Raw genomic sequence first — 15,478 nt, 5'->3', positions numbered from 1 at the left:
ATCTACCGCTGATACTTGTCCGCCTTGCGTGTTCCCAGCAGAAGCTTGCGTTCGAGCTGAGCCCGCAGCTCGCCATAATAGGCAATGAGAAAAGCCCTGGAATCGACCGGCTCGATCACCATGCCGATCTTGCGCCCGATCGTTTCGGCCACGGCCTTCAGCGCGAAATAGTCGTCGCGGCGCAGCACTTCTTCCAGCTTGTGCAGTTCGGCGATGCCATAGGCGTCGAGCTGCGCCTGGGTGAAGCGGAAGGCGCGTGCGTTCTGGCGTTGCGACAGGTCCTCGACCAGCGCCAGCTTCGGCGCCTCGACCACCCAGGTTCCGGCCAACAGGTCGCCGATCCGCATGCGGTCGCGGTTGAACAGCGGGAAGAGTGCAAACAGCAGCGCCCAGACCAGCCCGAAGATCGTCGACAGCGTGTCGGCGAGCCCCATCTCGCTGCGGCCAAGGATGATCGACAGCGGCAGGAATATCTCGATCTCGCGCATCAGATTGCGGGCGATGACCTGATCGACCGAAAGGCCGGCGCCGCTGCGTGACGCCACCCGGATGCCGAGCATCCGCTTGCCGGGCGTGGCGGCGCGGCGGCCAGCCTCGAAGACGATGAAATAGGCGTTGCGCAGGAAGAAGATCAGGATGATCCAGACGATGAACAGCGGCTGCGCCCCTTCGCCGTTGAGGCCGGCCAGCCCGAACAGCGCGACGATCGTGATCACGATCGCAGTGACGATGATGATCACAAAGTCGAGCAGGAAGGCGGCGGCGCGGGTGCCGGCATCGGCGAGCTTGATCCGGAGATCGACACCTTCCGGCGTGATCAGCGGCCGTATCGTCGAGACGGCGGCGCGCCTAGCGGTCGCCATGCCGCACCACCCTGAACAAATAGAAATAGCAAAGCCACAAGGTCAGCATGCCGCCGCCAATGGCATAGCGCGTCACGTCGCTGGTGATGACCTGCCTGCCGATGCCTTCGAGCAGGCCGGCACACAAAAGCATGATCGTCACCCCAACCATGGTGGTGGCCGCCACGCGCCCGGCATCGGCCGCGGCCGTCATCCGGGTCAGTTCGCCGGGGAAGGCGATGCGCGTGCCGATCCGCATGCCGGCAGCGCCCGCTAAGGCTATTGCAAACATCTCGGTGGTGCCGTGGATGGACAGCCATCCACCCAGCTCCACGCCAAGCCCCTTGGCGACGTAGATCTGGAACATCGCGCCGAGCAGGCAGCCATTCATCAGGATCAACAGCACGCTCGGCACTGCGAAGGCAAAGCCGAGCGCGAAGGCCAGGATCGCCACCTGGACATTGTGCGTGAACAGATAGGCGGCGAAGCCCGACAGGAAGTTGCTGTCGGCGCCATCGTAGAGCACCTGGCGCAGCACTTCGACTGAGGCGTCCGGGTTGCGCCCGCCGGCGAGACTCGGCGGAATGATGGCGTCGTACCAGCCCTTGTCTTTCGCCACCAGCCAGTAGCCGGCGCCGAAGCCGACGAAGGTCAAGATGACCGACAGCAAGGTTTCGCGCCACAAATCGCGAATGGCATGCGGCCAATCATGCAGGAAGAAATCGCCGATGCGCTGCCGGAGGCTCCGACGCGCGCCATAGAGATAGAAATAGCCGCGCAGGCAGAGCGCTTCGAGATAGCCGACCAGCGCATTGTCGAGCGACGTCGCCCGCGCCACCGAGAGCGAGGACAGCGCCGAGCGGTAGAGCAGGGGCAGCGACAAAAGCTCGTCTTCCGACAGCGTACGCGGCGCGCGTTTCTCGACCCGGGCAAGCAGCGCCTCGAACGCCTTCCAGTCGGCTTCGCGTTCCGAACGGAAGCTCGCCAGCGACTGGCGCACCGCATCCTTGCCGACCAGCGCGTTCACAACAGATCCTCCTGCTTGAGCTCGAGATAGCGCTCGACCAGCGCCGGCCCCAGCCTTTGATGGTCGGCCTCGATGACATGCGCGCCGAGCAGCCGCAGCCTGCCGATGACGACCTGCCTTTCGCGCAACAGCCCACCGGCGACGACCGAGCGCGCCACGTCCTCCGGAGTGTCTGGTGGCATGTCGGCCAGTGTCTCCAGTTCGACATCCTTCATCATCATGAACAGCACCAGATGCCGTTCGGTGAGCCGGCCGACGGTGCGCAGCATCAGTTCGGCGCTGATCGGATCGACGAAATCGGTGAAGATGATCACCAGCGAACGCCGGTCGAGCCGCGCCGCAAGCGTCGTCAGCGCCAAAGTGAAATTGGTCTCTTCGGTGGAATAGTCGATCTCCGCCGCCCGCTTCTGGATCATGGCGAAGCTGGCCGAGCCGCGCACGGCGCCGCTGGACACGCGCGGCCGCGCATCGAAGCCAAACAGGCTGATCATGTCGCCGCCCTTCAGCGCAATGAACGCCGTCAGCAAGGCGGCAGTGACGGCGCGGTCGACCTTCGGCACGCCGTCGACGGGCTCGCACATCAGCCGGCCGCTATCGATGGCAAGCACGATGTTGTTGTTCTCCTCGATGCGGAACTCGCGCGCCAGAAGCCTGCCGTGGCGGGCGCTGCGCTTCCAGTCGATCATGCGCCGGCCCATGCCGGTCTGGTAATCCTTGAGTGCCTCGAACTCGCGACCCTGGCCGGCGCGGCGTTGCGCATGGCCGTCTGGCAGCGACTGGCGCTGCAGAAGCGTGATTGCCTCGTCGCGGGCGCTGCGGATGTCAGGCAGCACCGCGACCTTGTTGTCCATCGGCAGCACGACCTGGTTCCAGACCAGACCGAACGGCCCGCGCCAGCGCACCCACAGGCGATCGAACCTGGCCATGCCGCGCCGCAGCGCCTGGAATTTGAGGTCGAGCGATGCGCTGCCGGCCTCAGCAGTCAATGCGCCGCCGGTGCCGCCCAGCGGCTCCAGCCGCTCATCATGGCCGAGACGCGCCTGCACGGCGCGCGGACGTCCGTTGAGCCTGGCGGTGACATTGACGGTGAACTGGCCGCCGACGCTGACTTGCGGCGGCGCATGGATGGTGGCGTCCAGGGAAGCGCGTCCGCGACCGGCGGCCGCGTCCACAGCCAGGAAAGCAAGCAGCACGCAGATCCACAGCAGGCCGAGATACCACAGCGACGGCAGCGCGAGCGCGATCAGGAAGGCCGGTATTGCCCCTGCCGCACCTGCCCAGACTGCCCGGCCGCTCGGATAGATCAACGTGGCGCTTCCGTCTGGTCGACAAGGTCGGTGACGATCTGCTCGACCAGGCGGCCGTCGATCTGCGCCGCCGGCGATAGGATCACGCGATGGCGCAACGCCGGCACGGCAAGCGCCTTGACGTCGTCGGGGATGACATAGGCACGGCCGTCGAGCGCTGCCCGGGCGCGTGCGGCTCTCGCCAGCATGGCGCCGGCGCGCGGGCTGGCGCCAACCTCCAGGTCCGGGCTGGCGCGCGTCGCCCGCACCAGCCTGGCGATGTAGTCGACGACATCGTCGACCAGCGTGACCTCGCCGACCGTCGCCAGCGCCTTTTCCAGCGTCTTGCGGTCGGCCTGGGCGGTGATGCCGTATTGCTTGATATCGTGCGAGGCGCTGCCGCCGCCGTGGTGGATGATGATCGCCTTTTCTTCTTCAGGGCCGGGGTAGCTCACCCGGTGCTTGAACAGGAAGCGGTCGAGCTGGGCCTCCGGCAGGGGATAGACGCCCTGGTGTTCGATCGGGTTCTGCGTCGCCACCACCATGAAATTCTGGCCGAGCGAATGGGTGGTGCCGTCAAAGGTGACGGCATGCTCCTGCATCGCCTCCAGAAGGGCGGCCTGGGTCTTTGGCGGTGTGCGGTTGATTTCGTCTGCCAACAGAAGGTCGCAGAAGATTGGACCGTGCGTCAGCGTGAATTGCCCGGTCTGGAAATTGTAGATGTTGGAGCCGACGATGTCGCCGGGCATCAGGTCTGGCGTGAACTGGATGCGGCCATAGGCGACGCCTAGCGCCTGGGCAAAGCAGCGCGCCGTCATCGTTTTGGCCGTGCCCGGTGGTCCCTCGAGCAGAATATGCCCGCCGGCGAACAATGCCGTCAGCATCAGATCGACCGTATCGTGTTGCCCGGTGATGGCCTTGGCCACCTCTTCCCTGATCTGTGTCGCCAGGGCCTTCACATCATCGACGTTCACCGAGCCTCCTTGCCGTCCAGTCATGCAGCTTTTCGGCTGCCTCATGCATTTGTGTCAGGGTCTTTGCCGCGTCGGCGGCTTGCAGGCGGGTCGTGAAACCGCCGGGTTCGTCCTTATCGCGGGAATCGAGCCAGCGGTCGAGCGCTTCGCCCTGCAAACCATGCGGCGCGCCGAGCAAAGCGCCGGCGCGGACCCGCGCCAGCGCGCCATAGCGATCGCCCAGTTCCTCCAGCCGGCCGGCGCGGCGCAACAGCATCGCCGTGGTGTCGACCAGCGCCCGCTTGCCGAAGGCGATGGCGCGCTGATCGGCCCGCGGCGGCCCGAACCGGCCAAGGCCATGCAGGAACGCCAGCGCCGCCGCCGCCAGGATGGTCAGCGTCAGCGCCAGGAATGGCGGCTCGACCAGAAGCTTGGCGAGGTCGTATTTCCGCCCGAAACCGTGCAGCGTCAGGTCGAACATCACCGGACCCTCTTCGGACTGCAGGAACTCGATCAGCTTCAGCGCCGCCGCTGCCTTGTCGGGATCCTTGAGCGCGGCATTGTTGATCAGGTCGGGGTCGATCAGAATATAGAACCGCTCGTCTTCCACCTCGGTCAGCACCGCCTTGCCATTGCCGGCGGCAATCAGCGGGTGTTCGTCTGCTACCCACTGCAACTGGTCGGGAACGTTGACCGTCTGCCCTGAGACGTCGATTTGTTTGACCGTGATGTCGCCCCCGCCGAGCTTGGCCTTGGCGATGCGGCCGAGCCAGTCGTTCACCACGACGGCCGGCAGCCGCTCGATCTTCATCTCCCAGCCCTCATGCTGGAACAGCGGCAAGGTCGCCCATTTGGGCAGCACGAACAGCGTATCCATACCCTTGCGAAGCTTGATGATGTTGGCGAGCGCATCTGGATCGCTGTCGGGTGAGATGGTGACGACCAGCAGCATTTCGGTCTCAAGATCGCTGTCGGACCGCGCCATATCGGGGGCTTCGCCGGTCAGCTTTAGCCATTCCGCCAGGCCCGCATAGCCGATGCCGCTCTTAGACAGGGGCGTCGCGCCGCCGACGCTGGGCTGACGGAAGTCGGGGGCATAGGTGGACAACAGGAAGAAGCCCGCCGCCGCGAGCAGGCTGGCAAAAATGCCCCAGAACAGCGTCCTGCGGCTGAACGGTTCCTGCTGGGCGATGTCCGCGGTCGAAGCGCTCACACCCAGGCATCCCTGAAGACGAATCGCTCATAGGCGCCGCGTGCCTCCTGCCAGCCCTCGGGTCCGACCGGCCGGCGCGCGAACAGCGCCGCCTCGACGATGCGCGCGATCTGGGTGAAGGCGCTGCGTGCCCGCACCGGGATCGAAGCCGCGCTGGCGATGTCGCGCGCGGTCAGCGACGGACGCAGGAAGTCGGGCAGGCGCCCGGCAATGTCGGCGACACTGCGGCGAAGCAAAAGATGCACCGCTTCGTCATACTCGCCGCGGGCAGCCAGCGCATCGGCTTCCGACAACAGGATCTGCGCCGCACCGACGTCGGGACGCCACGTCGCCTCAGCCTCGGTCATGCCCTTCTTGCGCCGCCAGGGCAGGCGCCAGGCAACGCCTTTCACCTCGAGCAAAATCAGCAACAGGATGATCGCTGCGCCCGTGATCACCGCGCCCCAGAACAGGTAGATCATGTAGGGGCCAAGCCATTTCAGGAACTCGCCAAACGGCTTCAGCCACTCGGGGGGCTGGGGTTGCACATAGCCCGGCAGGTCGAACTGGATCGAATCGTCCGACAGCAACTGCTTGTGCAGTTTGGCCAGCCATTCGGCTTGCGCAGCGTCCGGCTGTGCGGCAGTCACCTTTTCGCCCCCATGCAACCTGCGGTTCGCGCGCCGACACTGACAATGCAGCGCAACATTTGCAAGTGGGCTAGACGCCGCTCGCCAATCTTGGCAAATTTACTACTGCGGTCGCCGGACAATATTCGGCGATGAAACAGGGGGCGCATCATGACTTCGGCAACATTTGCACGGCCTGAGAAATTTCAGATCGGCAGGGTCTTCAACAACAGCTTCTCCGTCATCGGCCGAAATATCGTCCTGACTGTCGGACTGGCATTGCTGTTTTCAGGGTTGCCGACGGTCTTGATGCAGTTGTGGACTGAATCGCGCATGCAAGCCATCCTGGCGGTCGATCCTGGCGCTGCGGCCGATCCCACATTAATGTTTCGCAATTCCTGGGTCACGGTTGTCGCCATTTTCGTCAGCTCCATTTTCGCGCTGCTGCTTCAGTCGGCGCTTGTGCGGGCCACGATCGAAGACCTGAACGGCAAGCGCCCGACCTTCGGCGACAGCCTGCAGATCGCCATTCGCTTTCTGCTGCCGACCCTGGCGATAGGTTTCCTCGTTGCTTTGGGATCGGGCCTGGCCATGATCGCTTTGATCGTGCCCGGCATCATCCTGTGGCTCGGCTGGTCGGTCTCGGTGCCGGTTCTGATCCAGGAGCGGCTTGGCGTGTTCGGCTCGATGTCGCGCAGCCGCGCCCTGACCAAAGGCAGCCGCTGGTCGCTGTTCGGCCTGTTCGTGGTGCTGTTCATCATCGCCATGGTCATCCAGGGGGCGGTTGGCGTGGTTGTCTACCTGTTTCACGGCACTGCCGCTACGATCGTGGCGGGGCTGGTGCAGAGCGTGACGTCGATGCTGCTGTCGGTGGCCGCCGCGGTCAGCTATGTCGAGCTGCGCCAGGTCAAGGAAGGCACCAGCGTCGACGAACTGGCGGAGATTTTCTCATAAGGCGACGCCGCTGCGGTCGGCTGGGCTTCAATGGCAGCAGCTATGCTCCGATTGCACGCTCGTTCGGCACAGGCATGACGAGGTGATCGTCACATCCGCCTTGGTCAGCGCCCCGGCAAGCTTCGCCTGCAGCCCCGGCATCTCCACGCTCTCGCCGCGCCGTTTCAGGCATTCGACCAGCCCGTGCAGCGCCCAGACATTGTCGGGATGCTGCGCGCAGCGTTGCACCCTGCCGCTCAAGCCGAGATCGTCGCGATAGACCTGCTCGGCCTCTTCAGCGCGGCCCTGGTCGAGCAGCAGGGCGGCCAGCGCATGGCGGGGAGGGTGCATCCAGGCCCATGGCTCGGTGTAGGACAGATTGTCGTCGAGCTCGACTGCGTGGCGCAGGTGATCGTAGGCCCCGTCATGGCGGCCCTGGTGGTAAGCAAGCTCGCCATCGAGAAGGGCTGCACCGACAGCCAGCGAGGCCCGGGTCGGATTGCTGAGGAAGCGGCGCTCCGGCGGTATGCTCTCGACATGCCTGCGGAAATTTTCGCGTTCGCGCTCGGCCGCCGAAAAATGCTTGAGCGTGGCATGCGCGACGCCCTTGGCGTAGTGCTGCATGGCGGCGGTTAGCACGTAGAGTTCCGGCTCCGCCACCATCGGCTCATCGATGATCTCCTGCCAGCGGCCGAAGCGCACCTGCACGTGCGATTTCATCGCGTGATAGCCTTCAACCGTCTGCGTCAGTTTCGGTCGGTCCTGGATGGCGACCACGTCGCGCGCGACCAAGCTGCGCACCTTGTCGGCCGCCCACAGCGCCGGCTGGTACTGGCCAAGGAACATGCAGGTGAACATCATCAGATGCAGGTCGTGGCAGCAGCCGAGCAGATAGTAAGTCGGCTCACTGGTATAGGCGAGGTAGAGGTCGTTGGCGCGCACCGCCTTTTCGCTGGCGAGCTTTGCCTTCTCGTAGTCGCCGCACAGCACATGGATATGCCCAGGCATGTGGTTCATGTGGCCGGCATCGGGACACATCGTGCCAAGCAAATCGGCCGAACGTATGCCGCGCTCCGGCTGCGTCGACATTTCCAGGAGATGGATGTGCAGGTGCAGGATCGCCGGGTGCGGCGCAGTGCCTGCTTCGTCCGACAGCCGGATCGAACGCTCGCAGACCTCCAGCGCCTCCAGCACATCCGAATTGGGCGCCGGTCTGCCGGTCTTCAAATCCCAAAGCCGCCGCACGGTGCGCATCATCAGCGCCTCGACGGTGAGCGCCATCACATCATGGTCGTCGGGAAAGTGGCGATAGACCTGCCGCATCGCGGCGGCATAGGCATTGTCCCATTGTTCGAATTCCGCGGGCATCACGCCGTGCGGCTCCTGGAAACGGGCGGCCAGCGCCTCGATCAGCCGCTGCTCGACGGGGCTGGCCTTCGCCGCATGGGCACGCGCCAGCTGCACATGATCAAAGCAGCGCTTGGCCGCACGGTTCGCCTCGTCCTTGCCGTGCTCCTTCCAGGTCAGGTTGTAAAAAGGCCCGGCGGCATAGGCGATGCCCCAATGCACGAAGGCGCAATCAGGGTCGGTCTCCAGCGCCTTCTCGAAGCATTTTATGCCTTCCTCATGGTTGAAGCCGTAGCACCAGTTCAGCCCGATATCGAACCAGCGCTGCGTATCGGCCGAGGATGTGGAGATGGGGCGGCGATAGGTGCCGAGGTCGAAATGGTCCATTCGCTGCCGCACCGTTGGAACTGCATTGTTACATATTGCCTGATCACAAAGTTGTTAGCGAGAGTAACTCAAAACTAACCTGAAGCGCACATACGCCCTTTCTGTCGTGCGTTTTGGTTATCGCAATCGCTCTTGACAGCGTTGAAGGATGTTCCTACTTTGTTCTGGAGCTAAAATTCGTGGCTCAATCCCAAAAAGATTTCCACCTCGCTCTAGTGAGAATGCTTCTGCATGATGTAGTCTACTAGAAGTGGTTGTGAGGGGAAAGCTAATGGCACGTAAAATCAAGATATCAGCAGCTGCACTGAATGTCCGCCTGCACCCGCATAGTGCGGCTATATATGCCAGTTGGATCGACTTGATCTTTTCTAAAAGGCTGATCGGGCCAGTCCATGGAGATCGGCACGGGATGATCTCCATGATCGACCGAAATGAAGTGGCAAAAGGGATAGTGTCAGGAATTATAACGACTTTTGTGAAACTTGAAGATGGGGGCCATTGGTTCAATGCTGAAAATCTCGCAGAGGCAACGAAAGACCAAATATCAAGTGTAAGTATACCTCCAAACCTGTATCCAAATTCGTCTACATTTTACTTCTATTTTGATTTAACGAAGCATACGCTTTATTTTCAAACATACTCGAAGGGCAAGACGCTCACGCCTACTTCTGCACTAAGATTTTTCAGCTATCTTTCCAGAAATACTGATGTCATGGCTGTGTTTGGCGAGGCAAAGCTTTCGATATTGCAGGACAAGGCATCACTTGAAAAAATGTTTGCTTTAAAGAGAATTAAAGAAATTGAAATTACCATATTGAGATCAAATACGGATGTGTTTGATGATGATTTTGAGAAAAATATAGAGAAACATCTGGAAGAAACCAAAAGCAGCCAGTTCACGGTGACTTATAAGGCTGAAGCAAACGGCTCTATTAAACCTGACGATGACATAAATAAAATTAGCAAAGTTGCTCTTGTGAACGGATCGATCAACGTTTTGGGACGTGACGAAAAGGGGGCTGTGAGGCTTAACAGCGAGCACTTTCCTCAGGTGCTGCATGACAAATTTGATCCCGATGCGCAAAGCGAACGAAATGCCTTTTTGGGCTTAATCCCGCCCGACCTTCAACAAGACAATGAATAGCTCATGTTCGGACAATGGCTCACTCTAGCTAAATGGCTTAGGCGATATCTCCGATCGTACGGCGGCCTCAAAAGCGTGGTTGCGTCGCCATTTTTCGGGATGGCGTTGGTCATTGCTGCATTGGACTATTCGCAGTGGCTTATGCCGAAGTGGGTCGAGAAAGTTGAAATGCTGATTCCAAGCCTTCTAGGTTTCAGCCTTGGAACATATGCGATCCTATTCAGCATAATGAGTGGTCGTTTGAAAGGTGCTTTGCGGCAGGTGAAATCTCCTCACGGAGCCAGTTACCTAGAGGCGATAAACGCCACTTTTTTTCACTTTATTTTTATACAAGTTTTATCGCTTACCTGGGCATTCCTATTCCAAGGATCATGGCTATTCGATCTGACGAAGACTCTCGAAAGCTCGTATCCGGCCGCGGAGTCAGTATTCTATGTTTTGTCCACGACAGGCTCGTTCATAGGATGTTTTCTGCTTGTGTACTCCGTATTGCTTACGGTTGCAGCGGCTCTTGCTGTCTACCGCCTGGCGTTAATCAAAGACCCCGCGGAGGGGAGTCCCGATTAAGTGCGTCGGTATGCATTGGCTAGTTTGATCCGCCCTGCGAGATGTCCAAGCGGTCGGGCCGCTGCCGTGCAGATACCCGCAGAGGATGTGCGAGGAAATAGGGGTCACGCCTCCAGCCACACCTTCTCGAAGTGCTGTTCCAGCGACTGGTGTTGTTCGCAGCCTTGCACGCCCTTGCGGTAGGTGCGGTAGACCGAGCGCCAGTAGGGCTGGATGATGATGCCGGCATCGCGCAGATTCTGCTCGATCCTGGCCATGATCTCCTTGCGCTGGGCGGCATCCGGCGTTGCCAGCGCCTTGTCGAGGAGTTCGTCGAATTCCTTGTCGGCATAGGCGCTTTCGTTCCAGGCGGCGCCCGATTTATAGGCAAGCGCCAGCACCTGGACGCCGAGCGGGCGCCCGAGCCATTCGGTGGTGGAGAAGGGGTATTTGCTCCAGTCGTTCCAGAAGGTCGCCGCCGGCAACACCGTGCGCTTGATCTTCAGGCCGGCCTCGCGCATCTGCGCTGCGATCGCGTCGCCGGTGCTCTTTTGCCATTCGACATCGACGGAGATCAGGTCGAATTCGTGGTCGGCTTTGCCGGCCTCGGCAAGCAGTTTCTTCGCCTGGTCCATGTCGCGCTTGGCCGGGCCGATATCGGCAAACTCAGGGTGCATCGGGCCGACATGGTGGTTGTCGGCGGGCTTGCCGCGGCCACCGAGGCCAAGCGCCAGCACGGCCGAATTGTCGACCGAAAGCTGGGCAGCGCGGCGCACCTTGACGTCGTCATAGGGTGCGTTGCCGACATTGAAGCGGGCGACGATGGTCGAGCCGGTGGCGATCTCGGAATTTTGCAAGCCCATCTGCTCGGTCTGTGAGACAGCGTCGGAGGCGGTCTCGTGGTCGGTGTCGATCTCGCCGGATTCGAACGCCGACAGCATGGCATTGGGGTCGGAGCCGTAGTCGACCCATTTGATGCCATCGAGGTAGAAGTCGCCTTTCCACCAGGGCTTGTCCTTGCGTTTGACCTCAGCACTTGTCTCGGCATTCCAACTGACCAGTTCGCAGGGGCCGGTGGTGATCGCCAGCGCCTTCATCGGGTCGTCGCCGCCTTCGTAGGAGCGGTGCATGATCAGTGCCGGATAGTCGGCCATGCCGGCGATCAGCGAAATGTCGGGCTTCGGCAGATTGAGTTTGACGGTGAAGTCGTCGACCTTCTCGATGCCGCCATCGACCGGCTTCTTGGTGTCGGCATTGACCAGCGCGCCCATGCGCGCGGCGACCGAATTGCCGGCCACGGAAGCATCGCACCAGCGGGTGAGATTGTGGATGACGTCGTCGGCGTTGAAGGTGTCGCCGTTCGACCAGGCGATGCCCTTGCGTACATGCAGGGTGATTGTTTTGGCGTCGTCGCTGGTTTCCCAGCTTTCGAGCAGCCACGGTTCGAAGGTGAAGTCGCGGTTCCAGCGCACCAGATATTCGTTGCAGTGGCGTGCGACATTGGACATTTCGACGCCGTCGAACGTGCGCGGATCCTTGAAGCCCTTGACGTTCATGGCGACGCGCAAGGTACCGCCGCGCTTCGGCTCCTCGGCCCGGGCAGGCGACGTGCTGAGGCCGCCCAGCGCCAGCGCGCCGGCCGCGCCGACTCCGAAGCCGGCCATGATGGCGAGATATTCGCGGCGGTTTATCCCGCCTTTCCTGAAATCGTCGGCAACGGGCTTCGCCTGCGGGTGCAATTTGCGGTCGGTCAGCATGAATTTCATCGTCGTTCCCTCTTTGTCGAGCGGCCCGACGGATCGCCTCCGCTGGGGGCGGATGCGACTGCCGGGGCGCCGTTACCTGAGCGTCGATGATAGGGCGGGCTGACGCAGGGAAATGTTCGCTTTTCCGCAATTCTTGTGCGCTGCTCCGCAGGGGGGAGCCTGAGCGAAGGCCCCCCTCACCCAGCCTCCGCTTCGCTCGGCTGACCTCTCCCCGAGGGGAGAGGAGATGGCGAATGCTGGCCCCTACCTCTTCTCCCCAGCGGGGAGAAGGTGGCCGCGAAGCGGCCGGATGAGAGGGCCTTCGCTAGGTCCGGAGCGCAACGAAGCTCAGTACGGCCACTCACCCTTGCCGAGCACGGCGACGGCGGCGATGCCCGCCAGGATGCACAGGAAAGCCTCGCCGGCGCGCCCTACATCCTTGCGGGCACGCAAAAAACTGTGCACCAGCCGCGGCTCCTCGTACCACCAGGCGCGGCCGCCGGCGGCGAGGATACGGTCGCGATAGGTCTCGCCGTCCGACGACAGCGGATCGCATTCGGCAGTCACGATGACCGTCGGCGGCAGGCCGGAGAAATCGCTGTCGCTCAGCGGCGAGAATGTCGGGTCGTCGGGCGTGTGCGCCGGGCCTGAGCGGATGGCGCGGTAGGTCTCGATGTCGCGCAGCGTCAGCAGTGGCGCTTGTGCGTGCTCGACATAGGAGCCGGCGTTTTCGTCGCCGCCGAGGCCGGGATAGATCAGCACCTGGCCGACCGCGTGGCGCGGGTGGCGGCGCGACGCATGCGCGACCGCGGCGGCAAGGTTGCCGCCGGCACTCTCGCCGACGAGCACGATTGGCAGGTCGGTCGTCTGCGCCGCCCATTCGAAGGCGGCAAGCGCATCCTCGAAGGCAGCCGGATGCGGATGTTCCGGCGCCAGCCGGTAGTCGGCGGAGACGACGTCGAAGCCGGTGCCGGCGCAGATCTCGGCGCAGATGTCGTCATGACTGTCGAGCCCGCCCAGCACGAAGCCGCCGCCATGATAATAGGCGATGAGCGCGCGTAGCGGCTTGCCCGCCATGCGGTAGTGGCGGATGGGAATGGCGTGCCCTGCATCGGCGGCAATTATGCCGTCGCTCGCCGAGACCCCAGGCGGATAACCCTGATGGAAGGCGCGGCACATCGCATCATAGACCGACCTCTGCTCGGCAATCGGCAGTTCGGCGATTTCGGGCGGGAACCAGTCGTTGACCAGGTCGATGTAATCCCACAGCGCGGGGTCGAGCAGGGTGGCGTATTTTCCCCGCCCTGCTGTCTTGAGCTGGTGGAGTGTGCCCATCCTGTGCCTCAGAGTTCGCCGTAGAGCCTGCCGGCGTTTTCAAAGGTGAAGCGCAGCGGCACCGAGCCCTCGACCTGCCATGCGCTGACGGTATCGCCCGCCATCAGCCGGCAGGCGTCGATGGTGTTGGTGACGGCGCCGCCATAGAGCCGGTTGGCGAGGTTGAGGATGGCGGTCTGGTGCATGGCGGCACTGCCGCTGCCGCAGGCATCCTTGACCAGAAGTACACGAAAGCCGGATGCGACCGCGTCCTTCACGGTGGCGTCGACGCAGGCCTCGGTCCACACGCCAGCGACGATCAGCCACTCGATGCCGCCGGATTTGAGGTCGCGCGCCGCCGGCCCCGAACGGAAGGCGCTGGCCTCCGCCTTGATCAGCAACGCTTCGCCATTGGCCGGCGCCACCTCATGACAGATTTCCGTCAGCGGATCGCTCTTGTCGGAAAAGGCCGACTTGCCGTCGGCATCGAGCGGGTGGAACGGCCGCGCCTTGGCGGTGTCGACGATATAGGCCCAGTGGTAGAGCGGCACGAAATTGCGCCGCGCCGCCGCCTGCAGGCGCTGGACGTTGGCCAGCACCTCGCCGTAACCCTCGACGAGGTAGCGCTTGTCTTGCCGATGCTCCTCCTGGAGGTCGATGAACACCGCCGCCACAGTGCCACGTTTGATCGAGATGGGTGCCTTCATCTAGGAAGCCCCTGCAAGAAACTCGTCCTCATAGGGAAAGCGCGACAGAAGCTCGGTGCCGGTGTCGGTGATCAGGATCTCGTCCTCCAGCTTGACGCCCTCGCGGCCGCCTTTCTCGCCGATATAGCTTTCCACGCTGACCACCATGCCGGGCACGATGACACCGTCGCGGCCGTAGGTCTCATAGTCCATGGCATGGGCAATGAACGGCGTTTCTCCATGCATGCCGACGCCGTGCATCACAGAGGTATAGCGCTGGTCGACGAAACGGTCCGGGATTTTCCACGCTTTTTCGGCGATCTCGCGAAACGCCATGCCCGGCTTGACGATCGAAATATTGTGCTGAACCTGGTCGTGCGCCATGCGGTAGAGCGATTTCTGGTAGTCGGTCGGCTTGCCCGGTCCGCAGCGGAAGGTGCGCGAGAAATCGGAATAGTAGCCGTAGCAGCCGATCGTGTCGGTATCGAGCGCCAAGAGTTCGCCCGGCCGGATCTTGCGGCCGCTGGCTTCGTTGAACCACGGATTGGTGCGCTGGCCGGAGGTCAGCAGCCGCGTCTCGATGAACTCGCCGCCTTGCCGGATCACCTCGCCATACATGATGGCGAACAGCTCGTTTTCGGAAACGCCGGGCTTGATCGCCTCGCGCACGGCGTAGACGGCGGCTTCGGCGCCGGCCATCGACACCTGCAGGCATTTGACTTCCTCAGGCGTCTTGACGGCGCGCACCGCCAGGATTTCGCCCTGGCAATCCTTGACCTCGCAGCCGCGCTTTTCCAGCGCCAGCGCCTGCAGATGGCTGCAGCGGTCAAGCCCGAGCTTCATCGAGCCGCCGCCGTGCTTCTTCAAAAGCTCGGCGATCTCGTCGGCAAACGGGCCGGCGGTCTCGTCGTCGCGGCCCGACACCGAAGACCACACCAGCTTGGACGGCCGCGCCTCGTCGATCGTGTCGAGCACCATCGAGACATGATAGCTCTGCGGATATTCGAACAAAACGATCGGCCCTTCGGTCGGAATGAAGAAATAGCGCGTCGAGTTGCGCAGGAAATAGCCGAACATGTTGCGCGAGCCGGTGGCGTAGCGCTGGTTGTAGGGGTCGAACAGAACCACGCCGCCATAGCCCGCCTCGCGCATCCATTGGCGCAACTTGGCAAGCCGTCCCTTACGCAAAGCGTCGGCATCGATGAAGGACGGCTCGGTGTCGGACAGCCACATGCCGCCGGCCGGATCGGCCGCGGCCGGGTGGCGCATGCGGTCCTTGAAGTCCACATCCTCGGTGCTGTCGGGATCGAAAACGACGATGCTCATGGGTCCGCCTCCTGAAAGGTCGACCATAGCTCGGCGTTGAGTAAAGGCTGTGCTAAATCCCGCAGATGTCGTGCCGAATACCGCAGAACGCTGGCGGGACAGCACCCCCCTCTGGCCTGCC

The 15,478-nt window shown here is 62.5% G+C and carries 13 protein-coding genes; 2 read left to right on the top strand and 11 right to left on the bottom strand.

Annotated elements, in window-relative coordinates; all coding sequences use genetic code 11:
• Positions 1-2: 2 nt before the first annotated feature.
• The 6 genes from AC04SG_RS07335 to AC04SG_RS07310 are packed head-to-tail and all read right to left on the bottom strand — an operon-like array spanning position 3 to position 5,950.
• Positions 3-863, bottom strand: a complete 861-nt coding sequence (locus tag AC04SG_RS07335; RefSeq protein WP_488550478.1) for an RDD family protein — start codon at positions 861-863, stop codon at positions 3-5.
• Positions 850-1,869: a stage II sporulation protein M gene (locus AC04SG_RS07330; RefSeq protein ID WP_488550477.1), complete on the bottom strand. Its 1,020-nt coding sequence runs from the start codon at positions 1,867-1,869 to the stop codon at positions 850-852. Before AC04SG_RS07330 ends, AC04SG_RS07335 begins: the two co-directional genes overlap by 14 nt.
• Complete coding sequence (locus AC04SG_RS07325) at positions 1,866-3,176, bottom strand: DUF58 domain-containing protein (protein ID WP_488550476.1); 1,311 nt, start codon at positions 3,174-3,176, stop codon at positions 1,866-1,868. Before AC04SG_RS07325 ends, AC04SG_RS07330 begins: the two co-directional genes overlap by 4 nt.
• On the bottom strand, positions 3,173-4,129 hold the full coding sequence (locus AC04SG_RS07320) for an AAA family ATPase (RefSeq protein WP_203279010.1): 957 nt from the start codon (positions 4,127-4,129) through the stop codon (positions 3,173-3,175). The genes AC04SG_RS07325 and AC04SG_RS07320 overlap by 4 nt, the downstream gene beginning before the upstream one ends.
• On the bottom strand, positions 4,116-5,321 hold the full coding sequence (locus AC04SG_RS07315) for a DUF4350 domain-containing protein (RefSeq protein ID WP_488550475.1): 1,206 nt from the start codon (positions 5,319-5,321) through the stop codon (positions 4,116-4,118). The genes AC04SG_RS07320 and AC04SG_RS07315 overlap by 14 nt, the downstream gene beginning before the upstream one ends.
• Positions 5,318-5,950, bottom strand: a complete 633-nt coding sequence (locus AC04SG_RS07310) for a DUF4129 domain-containing protein (RefSeq protein WP_488550474.1) — start codon at positions 5,948-5,950, stop codon at positions 5,318-5,320. The genes AC04SG_RS07315 and AC04SG_RS07310 overlap by 4 nt, the downstream gene beginning before the upstream one ends.
• Positions 5,951-6,100: 150 nt before the next feature.
• Here AC04SG_RS07310 and AC04SG_RS07305 point away from each other — a divergent pair, with 150 nt between their 5' ends.
• Complete coding sequence (locus AC04SG_RS07305) at positions 6,101-6,883, top strand: hypothetical protein (protein ID WP_488550473.1); 783 nt, start codon at positions 6,101-6,103, stop codon at positions 6,881-6,883.
• Positions 6,884-6,910: 27 nt separating this feature from the next.
• Here AC04SG_RS07305 and AC04SG_RS07300 read toward each other — a convergent pair whose 3' ends face one another.
• Complete coding sequence (locus AC04SG_RS07300; RefSeq protein ID WP_488550472.1) at positions 6,911-8,596, bottom strand: hypothetical protein; 1,686 nt, start codon at positions 8,594-8,596, stop codon at positions 6,911-6,913.
• A gap of 271 nt (positions 8,597-8,867) precedes the next feature.
• On the opposite strand from AC04SG_RS07300, the gene AC04SG_RS07295 reads away from it, so the two are divergent.
• On the top strand, positions 8,868-9,740 hold the full coding sequence (locus tag AC04SG_RS07295) for a DUF4747 family protein (RefSeq protein WP_488550471.1): 873 nt from the start codon (positions 8,868-8,870) through the stop codon (positions 9,738-9,740).
• A gap of 671 nt (positions 9,741-10,411) precedes the next feature.
• Here AC04SG_RS07295 and AC04SG_RS07290 read toward each other — a convergent pair.
• From AC04SG_RS07290 to AC04SG_RS07275, 4 genes are all read right to left on the bottom strand, one after another.
• Entirely contained in the window at positions 10,412-12,052 is a 1,641-nt protein-coding gene (locus AC04SG_RS07290; protein WP_488550470.1) for an ABC transporter substrate-binding protein, read from the bottom strand.
• Between the two features lie 327 nt (positions 12,053-12,379).
• Positions 12,380-13,366 carry an alpha/beta hydrolase gene (locus AC04SG_RS07285; RefSeq protein WP_488550469.1) on the bottom strand — a complete coding sequence of 329 codons (987 nt, stop codon included), beginning with the start codon at positions 13,364-13,366 and terminating at the stop codon, positions 12,380-12,382.
• Positions 13,367-13,374: 8 nt separating this feature from the next.
• A complete protein-coding gene (locus AC04SG_RS07280; RefSeq protein ID WP_488550468.1) occupies positions 13,375-14,052 on the bottom strand; it encodes an isochorismatase family protein in 678 nt (225 codons plus the stop codon).
• Entirely contained in the window at positions 14,053-15,357 is a 1,305-nt protein-coding gene (locus AC04SG_RS07275) for a M24 family metallopeptidase (RefSeq protein WP_488550467.1), read from the bottom strand. It abuts the gene before it with no gap.
• Between the last annotated feature and the right edge of the window lie 121 nt (positions 15,358-15,478).

This window comes from Mesorhizobium sp. CNPSo 4684, assembly GCF_057784315.1.
Note: the sequence above shows the minus strand (reverse complement) of the source record. Positions and strands in the feature narration are given on the sequence as shown.